The organism is Streptomyces sp. NPDC004031 (assembly GCF_053604375.1).
Genome location: NZ_JBSGHL010000021.1, coordinates 26,838 through 40,859, shown reverse-complemented (window position 1 = coordinate 40,859; position 14,022 = coordinate 26,838). Strand labels below are relative to the sequence as shown.

At 71.9% G+C, this 14,022-nt stretch carries 16 protein-coding genes; 1 reads left to right on the top strand and 15 read right to left on the bottom strand.

The window, feature by feature from the left end:
* Positions 1 to 45: 45 nt before the first annotated feature.
* From ACWERV_RS15935 to ACWERV_RS15920, 4 genes are all read right to left on the bottom strand, one after another.
* The gene (locus ACWERV_RS15935; RefSeq protein ID WP_452933201.1) at positions 46 to 1,356 is read right to left on the bottom strand and encodes a hypothetical protein; all 1,311 of its coding nucleotides are present in this window, start codon (positions 1,354 to 1,356) and stop codon (positions 46 to 48) included.
* Positions 1,346 to 1,927, bottom strand: coding sequence for a DUF6114 domain-containing protein (locus tag ACWERV_RS15930; protein WP_452933199.1), 582 nt, complete (start codon positions 1,925 to 1,927; stop codon positions 1,346 to 1,348). Before ACWERV_RS15930 ends, ACWERV_RS15935 begins: the two co-directional genes overlap by 11 nt.
* Before the next feature lie 96 nt (positions 1,928 to 2,023).
* Positions 2,024 to 2,662 (bottom strand): DUF6230 family protein, encoded by a 639-nt coding sequence (locus ACWERV_RS15925; protein ID WP_452933197.1) that lies wholly within the window; start codon positions 2,660 to 2,662, stop codon positions 2,024 to 2,026.
* Between the two features lie 670 nt (positions 2,663 to 3,332).
* A complete protein-coding gene (locus ACWERV_RS15920) occupies positions 3,333 to 4,307 on the bottom strand; it encodes a co-chaperone YbbN (protein ID WP_452933195.1) in 975 nt (324 codons plus the stop codon).
* A 288-nt stretch (positions 4,308 to 4,595) separates the two neighbouring features.
* Here ACWERV_RS15920 and ACWERV_RS15915 point away from each other — a divergent pair, with 288 nt between their 5' ends.
* On the top strand, positions 4,596 to 5,243 hold the full coding sequence (locus tag ACWERV_RS15915) for a TetR/AcrR family transcriptional regulator (protein ID WP_398186325.1): 648 nt from the start codon (positions 4,596 to 4,598) through the stop codon (positions 5,241 to 5,243).
* Positions 5,244 to 5,394: 151 nt separating this feature from the next.
* Here the strand turns inward: ACWERV_RS15915 and ACWERV_RS15910 are convergent, their stop codons facing one another.
* The 11 genes from ACWERV_RS15910 to ACWERV_RS15860 all read right to left on the bottom strand — a co-directional run bounded on the left by ACWERV_RS15910 (position 5,395) and on the right by ACWERV_RS15860 (position 14,020).
* Positions 5,395 to 5,637 (bottom strand): hypothetical protein, encoded by a 243-nt coding sequence (locus tag ACWERV_RS15910; protein WP_398344117.1) that lies wholly within the window; start codon positions 5,635 to 5,637, stop codon positions 5,395 to 5,397.
* Between the two features lie 54 nt (positions 5,638 to 5,691).
* Positions 5,692 to 7,392, bottom strand: a complete 1,701-nt coding sequence (locus ACWERV_RS15905; protein ID WP_398186331.1) for an acyl-CoA mutase large subunit family protein — start codon at positions 7,390 to 7,392, stop codon at positions 5,692 to 5,694.
* 87 nt (positions 7,393 to 7,479) lie between these two features.
* Positions 7,480 to 7,836, bottom strand: a complete 357-nt coding sequence (locus ACWERV_RS15900; RefSeq protein ID WP_398186334.1) for a DUF3817 domain-containing protein — start codon at positions 7,834 to 7,836, stop codon at positions 7,480 to 7,482.
* 50 nt (positions 7,837 to 7,886) lie between these two features.
* Positions 7,887 to 8,396, bottom strand: a complete 510-nt coding sequence (locus tag ACWERV_RS15895) for a MarR family winged helix-turn-helix transcriptional regulator (RefSeq protein WP_398186337.1) — start codon at positions 8,394 to 8,396, stop codon at positions 7,887 to 7,889.
* Positions 8,397 to 8,483: 87 nt separating this feature from the next.
* Positions 8,484 to 9,740 (bottom strand): Ig-like domain-containing protein, encoded by a 1,257-nt coding sequence (locus tag ACWERV_RS15890; protein WP_452933191.1) that lies wholly within the window; start codon positions 9,738 to 9,740, stop codon positions 8,484 to 8,486.
* Positions 9,741 to 9,777: 37 nt separating this feature from the next.
* The gene (locus ACWERV_RS15885; protein ID WP_452933189.1) at positions 9,778 to 10,725 is read right to left on the bottom strand and encodes a hypothetical protein; all 948 of its coding nucleotides are present in this window, start codon (positions 10,723 to 10,725) and stop codon (positions 9,778 to 9,780) included.
* The gene (locus tag ACWERV_RS15880) at positions 10,718 to 11,278 is read right to left on the bottom strand and encodes a SigE family RNA polymerase sigma factor (protein ID WP_452933188.1); all 561 of its coding nucleotides are present in this window, start codon (positions 11,276 to 11,278) and stop codon (positions 10,718 to 10,720) included. The genes ACWERV_RS15885 and ACWERV_RS15880 overlap by 8 nt, the downstream gene beginning before the upstream one ends.
* Positions 11,279 to 11,450: 172 nt before the next feature.
* Positions 11,451 to 11,933, bottom strand: coding sequence for a MarR family winged helix-turn-helix transcriptional regulator (locus ACWERV_RS15875; protein ID WP_452933186.1), 483 nt, complete (start codon positions 11,931 to 11,933; stop codon positions 11,451 to 11,453).
* A 76-nt stretch (positions 11,934 to 12,009) separates the two neighbouring features.
* Positions 12,010 to 12,735: an AIM24 family protein gene (locus tag ACWERV_RS15870; protein WP_398186353.1), complete on the bottom strand. Its 726-nt coding sequence runs from the start codon at positions 12,733 to 12,735 to the stop codon at positions 12,010 to 12,012.
* Complete coding sequence (locus ACWERV_RS15865) at positions 12,732 to 13,382, bottom strand: AIM24 family protein (protein ID WP_398186356.1); 651 nt, start codon at positions 13,380 to 13,382, stop codon at positions 12,732 to 12,734. The genes ACWERV_RS15870 and ACWERV_RS15865 overlap by 4 nt, the downstream gene beginning before the upstream one ends.
* Positions 13,382 to 14,020 carry an AIM24 family protein gene (locus ACWERV_RS15860; protein WP_452933184.1) on the bottom strand — a complete coding sequence of 213 codons (639 nt, stop codon included), beginning with the start codon at positions 14,018 to 14,020 and terminating at the stop codon, positions 13,382 to 13,384. Before ACWERV_RS15860 ends, ACWERV_RS15865 begins: the two co-directional genes overlap by 1 nt.
* Positions 14,021 to 14,022 lie beyond the last annotated feature (2 nt).

Here is a 14,022-nt window from a genome sequence, read left to right as displayed (position 1 = left end):
CGGGGTGCGGGCCGCGGGCCGTCCGGCGTCCGGGAGGAGGCCGGGTCAGGCGTCCTGGCCCGGGAGGACCTTCATGCCGGGGACCGTGAGGGTGCCGCCGAACTGGCCTGCCTGGATGACGGTGACGTCGGTGAAGAAGAGGACCGGGAGGGTCAGGGGGGGCGGGGCCTTCGGGGTGAAGGTGATGGGGACGACGCCGAGGAGGTTGCCGCTCAGGGACTCGGTGTACATGGTCACCGTGCCGTTGCGGAACGTCGACGTGGAGCCCTTGGCCGCCATCACATGGGTCTTGCTGCCGCTGGGGCCGTCGACGATCTGGTGCAGGTCACCGATGTCGATACCGGTCGCGGTGAACTTCAGGACGTCCTTGACCGTGCCGCCGTAGGTCTTGACCTGCACGATGCCGTCGTACTTCAGGCCGTAGAGGGTCAGCAGCGAGCTCTTGAGGACCCAGGGGTCGTCCGGGAGCAGGGGTATGCCCTGCTCGGTCTGGGCGTCCGCGAGGGCCTTGGCGTCGTAGCTGGGGCAGGGGAAGGACTGCGGGTCGCCGGAGGTGGCCGCGGAGTCGTCGCCGGTCAGGGACTTGGCGGTCTTCGAGGCGCCGTCCGTGGCGCCCTCGGCGGTGTCCTTGACGGTGTCCTTGGTCTTCTGGAGCGCGCCGTCGGCCGTCTTCGTGACGTCCTTGACGGTGTCCTGGACGGTGTCCTTGACCGTGGGCTTCGCGTCCTGCGTGGCCTTCGGGGACGCCGTGGGGCTCGCCGAGGGCTGCGTGGGGGTCGGGGTGGGGCTCGCGGTGGGCTGTGAGGCGCCGCCGAGGCCCAGCAGGCCGCCGAGCAGGTCGCCGAGGCCCAGCGGGTCCAGCGGGTTGACGGACTTGGTGGGACTCGGGCTCGCGCTGGGTGCGGTCGTCGGGGCGGACGCGGCCGTGCCGGGCTTGGCGTCGGCGGCGGACGGCGAGGTCTCCGGCGTGGGCGCGGAATCGTTCTTGCCGGTCGCCGTCGTGGCGCTCGGGCTCGTCGTCGGCTTCGGCGTCCCCTTGTCGTCCTTCTTCGCCGAATCCGAGGTGTCCTTCTTACCCTTCTTCGCCGTCTCGGACGGCGAGGGCGTCGGGGTCTCGGACTGCGTCACGCACGGGCCCGGCTTGAACGGGTTCTTGGGCTCGTCGGCCTGCGCCAGGTGCGGGGTCAGGCCCATGCCCATGAGCACGGCGGTCGGCATGGCGGCGAGCGCCACCGCCTTGCCCGCGGGCATGTGCAGCTTCGTCAGCAGGGACCTGCGCGGGGCCGCGTGCCGCGGGCCGGACCCGGTCCGCGCGCGGCGCGCGCTCTCGCCCGGCTGAGCTTCGTCACTCAGCACGGTGCCTCCCGTTCTGCTCGGTGGTCTCGTCGTCTGCCCCCGCTCCGGCGTGCACCGGCTCGGGCGTGGTGAACGGGTCGGCGTGGAAGTGGGGGACGGCGGCGGGGTCGGCCGCGTCGTCCACCGGCTTCGGGCCGTCGCCGGGCAGCTCCGCCTGCTCGCCCGGGTCGTCGGGCACCGGGGTGCCGGGCGCCCAGGCGATGGCCAGCGCGCCGCCGACGATCGCGAACAGGAAGCCCACGAGGGCGCCGAGGTTGGTCATCGGGATGGACACCAGGCCGAGCAGGATGCTCGCGACACCGGCGAAGATCCGCACCTCGCGCTGGAACCACATCGTCAGGCTCAGCGTGATGAGCAGCACGCCGATGATCAGCGCGCTGGCACCCGCGGTGGTGCCGACCCGGACGCCCAGCTGACCGAAGGTCATGTTGTGGTACGGGACGTAGCCGATGGCGGCCCCGCCGATGATGGTCACCAGCCCGGCCCAGAACGGCCGGTCCCACCGCCAGTGCCGGAAGGCGATGCGGCCGCGGGTGAAGGCGTCGGGGGACCCTTGCGACTCGGCGCTCATGGAAAACAGCTCCCTGGAACTGGCGTTGCGTGAAGAAAGGGGTGCCGTGGGCGAGCCGCGCGGGGCGCGGCCCGCCCAGAGCGAGTCAGACCGTGCTCAGTAGCACTGGCCCCCGGAGCCCAGGTGGAGCCTGAGGCTGAGGCCCGTGAGGCGGAAGGTGCCCGCGCTGGTCGCCCACGCCGTCTGCTTGACGTCCGTCAGGTCGGCCGACTCGGCCGTCTGCGCGAACGAGTTCGGGTCGGCCTTGTCGCCGGCCTTGATGCCGGGACCGGGCTGGCCGCTCGCACCCGCCGCGACACCGATGTTGATGTTGGTGAAGACCGCGTCCGCGTCGAGCTGGTCGAGGTCGATGTAGAGGTTGTGCGCCTTGACCTTCTTGCCGTCGTTGCCGGCCTTCAGGACGAGCGTCACGTCCCCGATCGGCGTCGGGATGACGACCGACTGGCACAGGCCCGTGATGGTGGCGTCGGTGAACGCCGACACCGCCACCGGCGCGTACGACTTGGGGTCCTTCGGGTCGCCGCCCTGCTTGACGTCGAGCGAGCCGTACTGCTCGAATCCCTCGCCGTGCAGCGTGTCCGCGGTGACCTTGAACTGCTGGCCGGACACGCTGAACGACGCCGCGAGCGCGCCCTGCGCGATCGCCACGCCTATCGCCGCGGTGGCGGCCACACTCGGCACCATGACGACGGCGAACCGCCGCCATCTGGTACCGCCCCGAACGTGCGATTCCATGTTTCCTCCTTCTCGGACGTACATCTCCGGCCCGGACCTGGTCCGGGCCTGGGATGGGAGAAGTGCTACGTCCTCGGGAAGGAGAGCGCCGCGCCGGGCATGGCCGTCTGCCTCCCGGGGCGAGTCCTGCGGGAAAGCCCTGCGGAACTGCCTGGGGAAGTCCGGACGGCGGTGTCCGGGACATCGGCGATCACCCCCGAGCGACAACCACTGGCCACGCTCTCGCGCAACCTGCTGGACAGGCTCCATCCGGTTCCATCACGGCGGACGGAGACCCCCCTGTCCCGAAGGCGCGGCGGTTGCCGCGCTCTTCCGCTCGGCGGGGACCCGTGGGGCCGGGCACCGGCTGGCTGCCGGGCGCTGGCTACGGACCGAGCTTGGCCGATCGTGGTCCATTCGGGGCCGCCGCACAAGGGGCTCATTACTAGCGAGTAACGGATAAGTGTCGTGAGGCGCGCAGCCGTTCGAGGCATGCTGACGTGGTGTAGTCAAAACATGGGGGAGAAAGTCCGGCATATATGACGATCGACCAGCAAATCGGGGTCGCGTTCTCACTCCCCGTGACAGTGACCGCCCACTGTCACGGTTTGATAAAGAGAGGTCGCCGGATCACTCAACCGCTGAGTACCGCGGCCCCGTCACGAGGCCGCGGTACGCGGGAGAACAGGACTCAGAACAGCACCCTGGCCAGCGCGGTCCGACCGCTGACCACCCGCGGGTCGTCCGGGCCGACGACCTCGAACAGCTCCAGCAGCCGCAGCCGCGCGGTGTCGCGGTCGTCGCCCGCGGTGCGGCGCACGGTGTCGACCAGCCGCCCGAAGGCGTCCTCGACATGGCCGCCCACCAGGTCCAGGTCGGCGGCGGTGAGCTGGGCCTGCACATCGCCCGGGGCGTCGGCGGCGGCCTGCCGCGCGGCGCCCGCGTCCACGCCCTGGACGCGGGAGAGCAGTTCGGCCTGCGCGAGGCCGAGCTTGGCCTCGGTGTTGGCGGGCTCGTCGGCGAGTACGTTGCGGTACGCCTGGACCGCGCCGCTCAGGTCACCGGCGTCCAGCGCGTCGTGCGCGGCGCCCAGCGCCAGTTCCTGCGGGGTGGCCGGGCGCTCCGGCACGGCGGCGGGCTCCGGCGCGGCGCCGGGGTCGACCTCCTCGCCGACGATGCCGAAGCGCTGCTCGGCCACCGCGACGAGCTGGTCGAGCACCTCGGTGATCTGGTCCTCCGGCGCCAGGCCCTGGAAGAGCGGCATCGCCTGTCCGGCGATCACCGCGAAGACCGCGGGCACACCCTGGACCTGGAACTGCTGGAAGAGGAGCTGGTTGGCGTAGACGTCGGCGGTGGCCAGCACGAACCGGCCGCGGTACTCACCGGCCAGCCGCTCCAGCACCGCGTTGAGCTGCTTGCTCTGCTCGGCCTGGTCGGCCCAGAAGCTGATGACGACCGGGACCTCGGTGGAGCGCTGGAGGACGTCGCTCTCGAAGGTCGCCTCGGTCACCTCGATGACGAGCGGGGAAGCGGGGGCGGCCGCACCGGCGGCGCCGGCCTCCTGCCGCTGCACCCGGGCCTGCTCGGCCTTGGCCTTGGCCTCACTGGCCGCCTTCACCGCGGCGAGGTCGACCACCCCGCTCATGGACATGTTCCGTGGCTGCATGAGGCAATCCTCCCCCCTCGCGGACCCCAGTGGTGCACAGTCCCGGGATCAGGCCGGACCTCCCGCCGGTTCGCGGGGCTCCGACCACCCGGTCGTGTGGTGGCGCGCCGCCGGTGGCGGCGCGTCAGTGGTGGTGCGGATCCCCATCCGCACCGGCGTGGTTGTCGCCGAAGTCGCTCGTGTTTCGCTACGAGCTGTAGCGTAACTGCCCCTGCCCGCCCCACACCGCGGCGCACCCTGTGAATCAGCTCACTCGTCACCGTACTTACCGACGGGTATGGTCCGCGTATGCCTCCCACCGCCGCCGGTCCGCCACCGGCCCGACGCACCGGGCGGCCGCGGAGTGCCGGGCTCGACCGGGTGATTCTCGCGGCCACCCGCGCCGCGCTGGCCGAGGTCGGCTGGAGCAGGCTGACGCTGGGCGACGTCGCGGCGCGCGCCGGGGTGGCCAAGACGACCGTCTACCGGCGCTGGGCGGGCAAGAACGAACTGGCCGTGGACGCGGTCGCCGCGCTCTTCGAGGAGCAGCTCGAACTGCCCGACCGCGGCAGCCTGGAGGCCGACATCCGCGGCGTGGTGCTGCGCTTCGCCGAGCTGCTGGACCGCCCGGAGACCAGGACCGCGCTGATGGCGGTGATCGGCGAGGCGGCGTACGACGACGCGCTGCGGCTGCGGATCCGCGCGGCCATCGTGGACCGGCAGAAGCACCTGGTGGTGCTGGGCCGCAAGCGCGCCCAGGCGCGCGGCGAGATCCCCGCGGACGACGGCGCCACGGCGCCCTGGCGGGACAACCTGATCTTCGACGTGGTCGCCGGGGCGGTCGTGCACCGCGTCATGGTCTCGTCCGAGCCGGCCGACGAGGAGTGGGCGCGTCGGCTCGCCGGGCTCCTCGTCGTCGGACTCGCGGGGCTGCACACGGCCCAGGACCTCGACTGAGAGGTCCCGCACCGCCCGTACGGCGTGCGGCCCCGCCTTTCCCGTTCATCGCGCTGCGCGCGTCCCCGTCATCCCGGCTCCCCGCCGGTACTGCTCTTTCCGAGCCCCCCCGGGCCCTCCCCCGGGCCCCGTGCCGCTCCGAGCCGGGGGCTCAGGAGAGGCTGCGTGCCGGGGCGGTCTCTCCCCCGGCCAGGTCGGCGGCGAAGTGGTCGAACTCCCCCGCCAGGACGCCTTTCACGAAGGCCTCCCATTTCGCGGTGGTGGTCACCGCCACCACGTCCGGCTGTTCCGTCTCCCTTATGTAGACCATCCCGTCGTCACCGACGGTCGCTTCGAGGGCCACACACGTCCTTTCCTGGAGGGCGGTCGGGTCGTTGACGAATCTACCGACCACGGCCAATGTCCAGGTCAGCGCCTTGGGGGGCGGACGGAGGGACGCATGGGGCGCTCAGAAGCGGGCGGGTTCCGCGTATGTGCCCCATTCGGCACGCAGCACGTCGCAGATCTCGCCGAGCGTCGCCTCGGCCCGTACCGCGTCCAGCATGGGCGCGATCATGTTGCCGCCGGAGCGTGCGGCCGCCAGCATCTCGTCCAGGCCGCGGCGCACGGCGGCCTCGTCGCGCGCGGTGCGGCGGTCGGCGAGCAGCCGCACCTGGTCGCGCTCGACCTCGTGGCCGACCCGCAGGATCTCCAGGTCGCCGGTGACGGAGCCGGTGTGGCAGTTGACGCCGACGACCCGCTTGTCGCCCTTCTCCAGCGCGCTCTGGTACTGGAAGGCGGCCTCGGCGATCTCGCCGGTGAAGTAGCCGTCCTCGATGCCGCGCAGGATGCCGGACGTCATCGGCCCGATCGGGTGCTCACCGCTCGGCACGGCCCGCTCGCCCAGCTCCCGGATGCGGTCGAAGACGGCCTCGGCGTCGCGCTCGATGCGGTCGGTGAGCGCCTCGACGTACCAGGAGCCGCCGAGCGGGTCGGCGACGTTGGCGACGCCCGTCTCCTCCATCAGCACCTGCTGGGTGCGCAGCGCGATCTCGGCGGCCTGCTCGCTGGGCAGCGCGAGCGTCTCGTCCAGCGCGTTGGTGTGCAGCGAGTTGGTGCCGCCGAGCACGGCGGCGAGCGCCTCGACGGCGGTGCGCACGACGTTGTTGTACGGCTGCTGGGCGGTGAGCGACACCCCCGCGGTCTGGGTGTGGAAGCGCAGCCACTGCGCCTTGTCCGACCGCGCCCCGTACACGTCCCGCATCCAGCGGGCCCAGATGCGGCGGGCGGCGCGGAACTTGGCGATCTCCTCGAAGAAGTCCAGGTGGGCGTCGAAGAAGAAGGACAGGCCGGGCGCGAAGGTGTCGACGTCCAGGCCGCGGCTGAGGCCCAGCTCGACGTAGCCGAAGCCGTCGGCGAGGGTGTAGGCCAGCTCCTGCGCGGCCGTCGCGCCCGCCTCGCGGATGTGGTAGCCGGACACCGACAGCGGCTTGTACGCCGGGATGGCGGTCGCGCAGTGCTCCATCAGGTCGCCGATGAGCCGCAGGTGCGGCTCGGGGGCGAAGAGCCACTCCTTCTGCGCGATGTACTCCTTGAAGATGTCCGTCTGGAGCGTGCCGTTGAGCACCCCCGGGTCGACGCCCTGCCGCTCGGCCGCGACCAGGTACATGCAGAAGACCGGGACGGCGGGCCCGGAGATCGTCATGGAGGTGGTGATGTCGCCCAGCGGGATGTCGCGGAAGAGCACCTCCATGTCCGCGGCCGAGTCGATCGCGACCCCGCAGTGGCCGACCTCACCGAGCGAGCGGGCGTCGTCGGAGTCGCGGCCCATGAGCGTCGGCATGTCGAAGGCGACGGACAGGCCGCCGCCGCCGTTGGCCAGGATCTGGCGGTACCGCCGGTTGGTCTGCTCGGCGTTGCCGAAGCCGGCGAACTGGCGGATCGTCCACGTCCGGCCGCGGTACCCGGTGGCGTGCAGGCCGCGGGTGAAGGGGTACTCCCCCGGCCAGCCGATCCGCTCGAAACCCGGTACGTCGGCGCCGGGCGGCGGTCCGTACACCGGCTCCACCGGGTCACCGGAGAGCGTCGTGAAGTCGGCGTCGCGGCGCCGGCTGGAGTCGTAGCGTGCCTGCCAGCGGGTGCGGCCTGTCTCGATCTCCGAAGCGTCCATACTCTCGAATTTACTAGGACGTCCTAGTAAATGTCGATGACGCGCGGCTCACCAACCGGGTGAGCCGCGTTTTTTCTGGGGCGGGCCCTACGCTTTCGCGGGCTGGACGGGCTCCGGCTCGTCCGCCTGCGACGGAGCGACGAGCGGGGCCAGCTCGCGCGAGACCCGGCGCTCGACGAAGAACGCGGCGGTCGGCACGGTGCCGGCCAGCAGCACCCAGGCCATCCGGCCGAGCGGCCACTTCGCCTTCGAGCACAGGTCGAAGGCGAAGATCAGGTAGACGACGTAGAGCCAGCCGTGGGCGAAGCCGATCACGGTGGTGGCGGTGCCCGCGCCGCTGATGTCGAGCCCGTACTTGCCGATGACGGCGAGCGTGAGGGCGATCAGCAGGACGCCGGTCACGTAGGCCATCACCCGGTAGCGGGTCAGCACGCTGTGTTTCATGGCAACGAGCGTAACCCGGCGACCTCAGGCCCCCGATTTCGCCCCCGTGCTCACTCCGCCTCGAAATCCCCGGCGTCGATCCGCAGCGGCCTGAGCAGCGCGAAGATCTCCGCGCACTCCTCCGCGTCGTAGACGCCGAGGCCGAAGTCCATCGCCATCAGGTCGCGCGTGGCGGACTCGACGATCTCGCGGCCCTTGTCGGTGATCGAGGCCAGGGTGCCGCGGCCGTCGTTGGGGTTGGGGCGCTTGGCGACCAGACCGGACGCCACCAGCCGGTCGACGGTGTTGGTCACCGACGTGGGGTGCACCATCAGGCGCTCTCCGATCTTGGACATCGGCAGCTCGCCCGCCTTGGAGAAGGTGAGCAGCACCAGCGCCTCGTAGCGCGCGAAGGTCAGGCCGTAGGGCTTGACCACCGCGTCGACCTGGCCCAGCAGGATCTGCTGGGCGCGCATGATCGAGGTGATCGCGCCCATCGACGGGACCCCGCCCCAGCGCTGGGTCCAGTGCTCGTCGGCGCGGGCGATGGGGTCGAAGGGCAGGCTCAGGGGCTTTGACACGCGCTTGAGCCTACCCGTCGGTCACATCGTGGTCACGGCCGTCTCGGCAGTCGGGCATCCGGCAGCCCCGCGGCCTGCGGTTCTTCCTCAGGTGAGGGCGCTGAGCGCGTGCCACTGGGCCACGGACAGGTTCCACTCGCCGTAGCCGTTGCCCTTGTCGACGACGGCCCGGGTGGAGCCGGTGGAGACCACCACGTCGCCGCGCACCGCGCTGTCGAAGAACCACTTGGCGTCGGCGTCGCTCAGCCCGATGCAGCCGTGGCTCTTGTTCTGCTTGCCCATGTAGCGGTCGTTCCAGGGCGCGGCGTGCACGAAGGTGCCGGAGGTGGTGACGCGGACGGCGTTGTGCACGTCCTCGTCGTAGAAGTCGGCGGAGTCCTCGCTGGTCGCGATGTTGACCGACGACGAGGTCATCCGGACGGTGGACTGCTTGGCCATCACCACCATGGTGCCGTTCCAGGTGGGGAAGGCGGAGCTGCCGCCGGAGATCTTGAAGTTCTTGACGGTGCGGCCGTTCTCGGTGACCCGCATCGTGTGCTTGGCGAGGTCGGCGTAGGAGATCCGGGCGGTGCCGACGCTGAAGGTGTCGTGGATGTCGCGGCGCAGGAAGCGCCCGTCGCCGGTGTCGATGCCGCTGAGCCGGGCGGTCAGGGTGACCTTGGTGCCGGTGGGCCAGTAGACGTCAGGGCGCCAGTCCACCCGCTGGATGCCGGTGAGCGGGTCGGTGAGCCAGCCCCAGCTGCCCTTGACGGCGGGGGTGGTGGTGATGCTCAGGGCCCGCTCGACGGCGGCCTTGTTCGCCACCGGCTTGTCGAAGGCGAGCGAGAGCGGCAGGCCGACGCCGACGACGGCGTTGTTGAGCGGGGTCGCGGTGACGCCGTTGACCTTGCCCGCGGCGGCGGTGCGGAAGTCGCTCGTGGTGGTGGCCTGCTTGCCCGCCCCGTCGGTGGCGGTGACCGTGACGGTGTAGGCGGTGCCGGGCGTCATGGTGCGGTCGGACGTCCAGGTGCGGCGGTCGGCGGCGAGCTTGCCGGTCACCTCCACGGGATCGACGCCGTCCGACGACTTCCCCTTCGGGGTGACGGTGACGGTGCCGAGGGTGCCGCTCGCGGCGGTGACGGTCACGGGGGTGCCGGGGGCGACGCTCCCGCCCGCGGCCGGGGAGACGGTGACCTTCCCGGCCGCGGCGGACGCGGTGGCGGCCGGGCCGCCGTCGCCGGGGGCGGCTCCGTCGCCGGACGCGGTGTCGTCTCCGCCGCACGCGGCGGCGCCGAGCGCCAGGGCGAGCAGCAGGGCGGGGGCCGCGAGGGCGCGGCCGCGGGATATGCCGAAGGTGCGGAACACGGTGTCGGGTCCTTGTCAGCAGTCGGTCAGCGGTCGGTCAGCAGTCGGCGGACGAGGAGTACGGGCCCTTGTCGGCGCCGGAGCCGTCCTTGCCGGAGACGTGGGTGTCGCCGGCGGCATCGCCGCCGACGGTGAAGTACCGGGTCGTGCCGCCGGCGGCGGCGCCGCGACCGGAGCCGGGGCTCGTCGCCGTGGACGGAGCGTCCGGGGAGGGGGGCATGGCCAGGTCGTCGAGCGTGTCGGCCAGGCAGCCGGCCGGGCGCGGTCCGTCCGGTTCGTCTCCCGGCTCCCACTGCAGCGGGCTGTGGGGGCTGTCCACCACCAGTACGGCGACGTATTGCCCCTCGTGCTGGATCCACACCGTCACAGCGGAGATCTTCTTCGAGCTGCCCATGGCGCGGTCCGCCACGAGCCGCCCCCACACGCTGTTCTCGACCGTGGTGATGTCCATCGCGCACTTGGCGTCGATCCGCTCCCGCAGCTCCGCGGCCCCCGCGACCGCCGCGGGCTCGTCGGGGAAGGCCAGCAGCCGCTCGTACGCGATGGCCTTGACGGCCTCCGCCATGTACGTGCGGCCGTCCTGGGCGATCACACCGGCCGGCACCGGGTAGCCGCACGAGGAGGGCACGTCGTTCGTCGTTCCGTTGTCCGCGACCGTCCAGCGCCATTTCGGCGCGAAGGGCAGCGAACTCGTGGGCAGCAGGCGGTCGGTGAGCGCCTGCGTGGAGATCGTGGGTTCGGGCGTGGCGCTGCCGGAGGCGGCGGGCGCGGTGGTGCGGGCGCGGTCCTCCTGCTCCAGCCGCGGCAGCAGCTGCCAGCAGGTGACGCCGAGGGCCAGCGCCGTCACCGTGCCGGCGGCGGCCGCGCGGCGCCGGGCGCGGCGCCGCTCGCCCCGGGCCCGCGCGGCCTGCGGACCGGCCAGGACGACGAGTTGTTCGGCGTCGTGCGCCAGCTCGTGCAGGCGGTCGTCGAGTTCGTCAGCCATGGAGGGGCACCTCTCGGAGGGGTCGCCGGTCGTGCCGGGCACGGTCGGGGTCCGCGGGCTCGGGCTCTTCCCTGAGCTTGGCGCCGAGGGCCTTGCGGCCACGGCTCAGCCGGGTCCGCACCGCGGCGGACGACACCCCCGTCTCCCGCGCGATCTCGTCGACCGGCAGGTCCAGCAGATGGTGCATCACGACGGCGGTGCGCTGGTCGTCGCCGAGCGTGCGCAGCGCGTCCACCAGCGCGACCCGGTCCGGCGCGAGCGCCGGCGCGTCCGCGGGCGGGCCGTGCCGGAAGTGGGCGCGCATGCGGTTGCGCGCCTTGCGCCAGGTGCTCACGGCGAGGCGCAGCGCGACGGTCCTGACCCAGGGGGTCGGGTCGCCCTCGGCGGTGAGCGCCGCCCAGCGGGTCCACGCTCGCGCGTAGGCCTCCTGGACGGCGTCCTCCGCCTCGCCGAGGTCGCCGGTCACCGCGTACACGACGGCGACCATCTTCTTGGCCGTGGCGGCGTAGAAGTCATCGAAATCCGCGGTGCGCTCCGCGGGTTGTGCGGTCATCTTTCGTGGCCCTCCCGCATCTATCACGCGCGAGGGCGCCAAGAGGTGACACATGAGTTTTCCCTGCGGGCTGCGGCGCCGGGGGGTGCCTCTTGCGGTGGGCGTCGCGATCGACCGGCCCACCACCGGGGGCGAGGTCCCGGTGGTGGCGCCGCCCGGCAGGGCGTGGGGCTCAGTGCGGGCGCGTGGCCCGCAGGTGGCTGGCGACCGGGGCGAGCGCGGCGTGGTAGGCCGCGAGGCCGTCCCGGTCGATGAGGTCGATGAAGTGCTCGCGCACCGACGCGACATGCCGCGGCGCGACCTCCCGCATCGTGTCCCAGCCGTGCTCGGTGAGCACGGCGTAGAGCCCGCGCCGGTCCGACTCGCAGTTCTCCCGCCGCACGTACCCGGCGGCCTCCATGCGCGTGATCTGGTGCGAGAGCCTGCTCTTGCTCTGCAGGGTGGATTTCGCGAGGTCGCTCATCCGCATGCGGTGGTCCTCGGCCTCGGAGAGGTTGACGAGGATCTCGTAGTCGTTGTTGGTCAGTCCGAAGGGTTGCAGGTCGCGCTCCAGCTGGTACATGAGCAGCCGGCTGACATCGAGGTGGACGCGCCAGGCGCGCTGCTCCTCCTCGCTGAGCCAGGTCGTCGCGCTGTCCGCGGTCTCCGTCGTCATGGGCGAATTCTACCGTCCGTTGAAATTCGTACGTTCACCCGGGTAGCGGGGCCGTCACCGTGTGCAGCGGCTGCCGTCAGCTCCCGGGGCGGGCCGCGCCGGGTACGCCGGGCCCGGCGCTCATGGGGACGCCGCCGGTGTCCGTGCCGGGCATGAGGTCCTCGGTGGACTGCAGCAGCACCTGCCCGGCGCCGCTGAACTCGAACTGGTGCTCCTCGCCGGACGCGCCGCCGATACCGGTGAGCGCGCGGATGCCGCCGAGGACGCCGCGCATGTAGGCGTGGTCGTAGTGGTGGCAGGGGCTCGGGCAGTCGGCCCAGCCGACGAGGGCCTGCGGGTCGACGCGGATGGGCGGTTCGACGAAGTGCACCGCGCCGTTGGAGGCGGCGACGAACTTGCCGGTGCCGAGCAGCGTCAGGAAGCCGGGGATGATCGACTGCTTGAGGGTCAGCCCTGGCTGGAAGGCCAGCAGGTTGCCGGAGCGGATGGTGAGGTTGCCGTCGTCGAGGTCGTAGGAGTTGATGTCGTACGCCCGGTCGGCGAGCAGCATCTTGCCGCGGCCCTGGGCGACGACCCAGGCGGCGGCGTGCAGCGGGGAGTGGAAGTTCGCGGCGACGAGGCGGTCGAGCGGGCCGTGGCCGATGCCGTGGAAGTCGATCTGCCCGTAGTAGGCGATCATCTTCCCCTTCTGGAGGAACCACTGGCCGTCGAGGTCGACGCTGAAGGCGTACGGGTTGACGTTGTCGTTGCTCGGCAGCGTGAAGGCGTCGAAGACGACGGGGCCCTGGGCGGGGTGGGTCACAGCTTCTCCTCCGAGGCCTGGACGTAGACCGTGCCCTGGCCGCTCAGTTCGAGCTGGAAGGCCTCGCCGGAGCCGCGGCCGACCATCTCGCGCCAGCCGATCGCGGTCACGAGCTTGTTGCGCAGGTCGCCGCGGTGCGCGACGTACGCCTGCGGATCGACGTGGACGGGGCGTCCGGGCGTGACGTGCAGCTCGAAGACGCCGCCGTGCGCCATGACGGCGACCGAGCCCTTGCCCTGGAGCGTGGTGGTGAACAGCCCCTGGCCGGTGGCCTGGCCCCGTATCACGCCCATCACCCCGCCCTGCGAGCCCATGAACATGGTGCCCTGGGCGAGGGAGCCGTCGAAGGCGAGCAGCCGGTCGGCCTCGACGTAGAGCGTCTCGCCGGTGAGGTCCACGGAGTGGATGTGGTGGCCGCCATGGCCGAACAGCACGGTGCCGTCGCCCTCGACGACCATGAGCGGGGTGGCCTCGTTCGCCACCCGGCGGCCGATCATGCCCATCACGCCGCCCTGCCCGCCGGTGATGCTGGGGGTGAAGGTGACGGCGCCGCGGTAGGCGAGCATGGCGCCGCGCTGGCTGAACATCCGCCGGCCGGGCACGACGCGGGCCTCGACGAGCTTGGAGTTGATCCGGGTGAAGGGCATCAGATCTGGCCCCCGATGGCGGTGCGCTCGCTGGGCTGGACGTAGACCAGGCCGTCGCCCTCGAAGTGGATGCGGAAGCTTTCCCCCGAGCCCTCGCCGACGAGGGTGCGCAGGGACACGTAGCTGCGCAGCTGCTGGCGCAGATCCCCGGTGTGGGCGACGTACGCCTGCGGATCGACGACCAGCGGGGTGCCGGGGGTGACGCGCAGCACGATCGCGGGCCCGTCGGACATGATCGCGGCCTGTCCGGTGCCCTCGACGGTGGTGGTGAACAGCCCGTTGCCCTGCGAGGCGCCGCGCAGCCCGGTGAAGGTGGTGCCGGTGCGCAGCGACGGTTCGGTGACCAGCAGGTTGCTCGCCTCGACGTGCAGCTTCTCGCCGGTGAGCCGGACGAGGTTGATCTCGGTGGCCCGGTCGGCGAAGTACACCGTGCCCTGGCCCCTGACCTCCATGACGGCCATCGCCTCGCCCGTGACGCGCCGGGTGACCAGGCCCCGCAGGCCCTCGCCGCCGCCGGTCATCTTCTTGAAGGTGACCTCGCCCTCGTAGGCGACCATGGCGCCCTTCTTGGCCTTGACCGCGTCACCCGCAAGGTCGACGGCGAGGACGCGGCTGCCCTGGAGCCGGAAGACGGCCATGC